Annotated in this window: 4 protein-coding genes; 1 reads left to right on the top strand and 3 read right to left on the bottom strand. The window is 74.6% G+C overall.

Annotated features, from left to right (window positions below; all coding sequences use genetic code 11):
* Nucleotides 1–267: 267 nt before the first annotated feature.
* The 3 genes from RIN80_RS19315 to RIN80_RS19305 all read right to left on the bottom strand — a co-directional run bounded on the left by RIN80_RS19315 (nt 268) and on the right by RIN80_RS19305 (nt 2,480).
* On the bottom strand, nt 268–669 hold the full coding sequence (locus RIN80_RS19315) for a DUF3040 domain-containing protein (protein WP_309096861.1): 402 nt from the start codon (nt 667–669) through the stop codon (nt 268–270).
* 280 nt (nt 670–949) lie between these two features.
* Nucleotides 950–1,756, bottom strand: coding sequence for a methyltransferase (locus RIN80_RS19310; RefSeq protein WP_309096860.1), 807 nt, complete (start codon nt 1,754–1,756; stop codon nt 950–952).
* Between the two features lie 160 nt (nt 1,757–1,916).
* A complete protein-coding gene (locus tag RIN80_RS19305) occupies nt 1,917–2,480 on the bottom strand; it encodes an SAV_6107 family HEPN domain-containing protein (RefSeq protein ID WP_309096859.1) in 564 nt (187 codons plus the stop codon).
* 167 nt (nt 2,481–2,647) lie between these two features.
* Between RIN80_RS19305 and RIN80_RS19300 the strand changes: the two genes are divergently transcribed.
* Nucleotides 2,648–3,563, top strand: a 916-nt coding sequence (locus tag RIN80_RS19300; RefSeq protein WP_309096858.1) for an ATP-binding cassette domain-containing protein, incomplete at its 3' end; no start/stop codon positions are given.

Below are 3,563 nucleotides of genomic sequence, written 5' to 3'. Positions count from 1 at the left end.
CGCCTGCGAGAGGCGCCGGTACGGCTGAAGCCGGTCGGACGAGATGACGTCCGACCGGCTTCGTCGTGCGGGCTCCGGGTGTCGCACCGCCTGCTGGGACGGCGCTCGGACGCCGCCGGGCCGCGCTCCGCGCTCGCACCGGGCGCACTCGCCGGGAACGGATCTCCCCAGATTGCCCCACCCCGGGCATGCGTCAGGGGGTGACCACGGCTCGGTGGTCACCCCCTGACGAGGTGTTCATGGGGCCTGGAGAGGCTCCGCGCGGGGCTAATGGCCGCCCTGCTCGTCGCGGCGCTTCTGCCAGCGCTGCTCGATGCGGTCCATCATGGAGCGCCGTGGCCGGCCCTGGCGGCGGCCCTGCGGGCCGGCGGCGGCACCGGCGGCCTGTTCCCCCGGCTTGGGGGCCTTGCGCCAGCCGGTCACGGCGAGCACCGCACATCCCAGCATGACGAGGAAGCCCACGACGCTGAGCCAGACCTGCTTGGCGACCATACCGGCCATGAGGAGCGCAATACCAACGAGGAAGCCCGCGACCGCCTGGTAGACCCGCCGCCGGGTGTACGTACGCAGCCCGCTTCCCTCAAGCGCCGACGCGAACTTGGGATCTTCGGCGTACAGCGCTCGCTCCATCTGCTCGAGCATGCGCTGCTCGTGCTCCGAGAGCGGCACGGAGTCCTCCTCATCGTGCAGTCGCCGGGGCGACCCGGGGGGTCCCTTCAGGATAGGCAGGGAATCGCCCCCGTGAAACCCGCCCCTCTGCGCCAATTGGCCAACCGGTTTCCGCCATGGGCGTCCCGACTCGCTGAGGCTTGTCATTCCCCGGCGGCCGACCCGTCATGCCGGAACGGTCTCCCTCGATCATACGGCGCCACGCCCCCATTCGGGGGGCCTGTGGCGTACTCCATCCCCAGCCGAGCCGCTGATCAGCGGCGGTGCCTCAGGCGGCGGCTCACACCTCGCCGGACCCAGGCGCCTCATTGACCCCACCGGTTTCCGAGGTCTCACCGGTCTCACCGAGCACATGGAGCTGTGTGGCCACCGAGTGGAAGGCCGCAAGCTCCGCCGCCGCCTCCTCCAGCTTCAGCAGCGCCTCCAGGGCCCCTGGCTCGGTGTCCACGAGGACGCCCGGCACGAGGTCGGCGAAGACCCGCACGCCGTGCACGGCGGCGACCCGCAGACCCGCGCCCTCGACCAGTCCGGTGAGCTGCTCGGCGGTGAAGCGGCGCGGGACCGGGTCACCCGAGCCCCATCGTCCGTTCGGGTCGTCGAGCGCCTGCCTGGCCTCCTTGAAGTGCCCGGCGAGGGCCCGCGCGAACACGGCACCGCCGAGCCCGGCAGCCAGCAGGCTGAGGACGCCCTCCGGGCGCAGCGCCGCCACGGCGTTGCGGACGCCCTCGGCCGGGTCGTCCACGTACTCCAGGACGCCGTGGCACAGCACCGCGTCGTAGCCGTCGCGCTCGACCACGTCGAACAGGCCGTGGGCGTCGCCCTGCACGCCCCTGACGCGGTCGGCGACGCCGGCCTCGGCGGCGCGGCGCTCCAGCGCGAACAGCGCGTTGGGGCTGGGGTCGACGACGGTGACCCGGTGGCCGAGCCGGGCGACGGGCACGGCGAAGTTGCCGCTGCCGCCCCCCGTGTCGAGGACGTCCAGCGACTCCCGTCCCGTGGCCTTGACCCGGCGCTCCAGGGCGTCCTGGAGGACCTCCCAGACCACGGCGGTACGGAGTGAGGCGCGGGGGCGCATCGGGTCCGACACGGCAGTTGACTCCTCGGCGCGGCACCGCCTCTTGCGCGGCGGAGCGAACGGGCTGCCTTCCCTGCCCCGGCTGCGGGGAGGGAAGACTTCAGGCGTCCCCCACCCTATTGCCTCCGGCCCGGCGCCCGGCATGACCCGGTGCCGGGACTCCTCCGGCCGGTCAGCCCGCGTCCGGCATGTCCGCCCCCGGCCCCCGGTCGTCGGGCCGGTCCCGGTCCGGCCGGGGCTGTGGGAGGACCGGCTGGAGGACCAGCATGCGCTCGACGAGGCGCAGGAACATCGACACGTCGCGTATGAGGTCGTCGGCGTCCCGGCCGCTGGCCGCGCCCTGGATGCCGGCCTCGGCGCGGGCGCGGCGCCGGGCGCCTGAGGCGAACAGCGCGCTCCACTCGGACAGTTCGGGCGCGATCTCGGGGAGCACTTCCCACGCGCTTCGGATCTTGGCCCGGGCCCGGGGCGAGGTCTCCGGCCTGCCCCGGGCGGCGAGCACGGCGGCGGCGGTACGCAGGGCGGCCAGGTGCGCCGTCGCGTAACGCTCGTTGGGGGTCTCCAGGACGGTGGCCTCGTCGAGACCCGCGCGGGCCTGGGCGAGCAGGTCGAGGGCGGCGGGCGGGGCCGAGGCCCGGCGCAGCACGGGGTGCACGTCGCTCGCCGGGCCGGTCAGTGAGGGGGCAGGGCCGGTGGCGCGGCGCCGACGGGCGGCTGCTGCGTGGTAGCTGGCCATGACGAACCTCCTGTCGTCTGTGTGACGGCGCGTCCGTTACGGAGTGCCGTATGTGACCCATCGTGAGGTATGGCACTGACAATCCGTTCTGACCTGGTGTTTTGCCTCGCTCGTGGGTTCGGAGTAGTTTTTGCACTGACCAGTCAGTTCAATTGTTGGGGAGTCTCGTGGGGGAACCGACGGGAGGGGTGCGGATCGCCGCCGAGGGTCTGGGGATCAAGGGGCCCAGAGGGTGGGCGGTCCGCGGGATCTCCGTGGACGCCGAGCCGGGGTCGCTCGTCGCGGTGGAGGGCCCGTCCGGGTCCGGCCGGACGTGCCTGCTGCTCGCGCTGACGGGGCGGATGAAGGTCACGGAGGGCACGGCGGCGGTGGGCGACGCGCGGCTGCCCCGGCAGATGGCGGCCGTGCGCCGGGTCAGCGCCCTGGCGCACGTGCCGGGGGTCACCGACCTGGATCCGGCGCTCACCGTCGGCGAGCACCTGCGGGAGCGGGCCCTGCTCCAGCGGCGCTTCGGCGTTTCCCCGCGCGCCGTGCTGCGGCCCCGGGGCGAGCGGACGGCCGAGGCCGGCCGGCGCGTCGACGAGGCGCTGGCCGCCGCCGGTCTCGACCTGGAGACCCTGGCCAAGGGGCCGCGCACCGCCGTGCGGGACCTGGAGCGCCTGGAGGCGCTGCGGCTGTCGGTCGCGCTGGCGCTGGTCGGCCGCCCGCGGCTGCTCGGCGTCGACGACACCGACCTCAAGCTCTCGGGCGACGAGCGGGACGAGGTCTGGGCCCTGCTCAGGTCCCTCGCGGCCGCCGGGACGACGGTCGTGGCGGTGTGCGGCGAGGCCCCCGCGGACGCCCTGCCGGTGTCCACCCGGGAGAGCCACGACGACCGCGCCGCCGAGAACGCCCCGGACACCGGAGACGACCGGGACCCCGCAGACGCCCCGGACACAGCAGACGACCGGGACGCCGGAGACGACCGGGACGCCGAGCACGCCCCGGACACCGTGGGCGAGCACGCCGACGGGAGCGGCCGGGTCCCCGGGGATGCGCAGGCCGTCGCCCGCGCGGACGCAGATCAGGGAGACCGGGGAGACC

The sequence above is a fragment of the Streptomyces sp. genome (assembly GCF_031181705.1).
Classification (GTDB): domain Bacteria; phylum Actinomycetota; class Actinomycetes; order Streptomycetales; family Streptomycetaceae; genus Streptomyces.
Note: the sequence above shows the minus strand (reverse complement) of the source record. Positions and strands in the feature narration are given on the sequence as shown.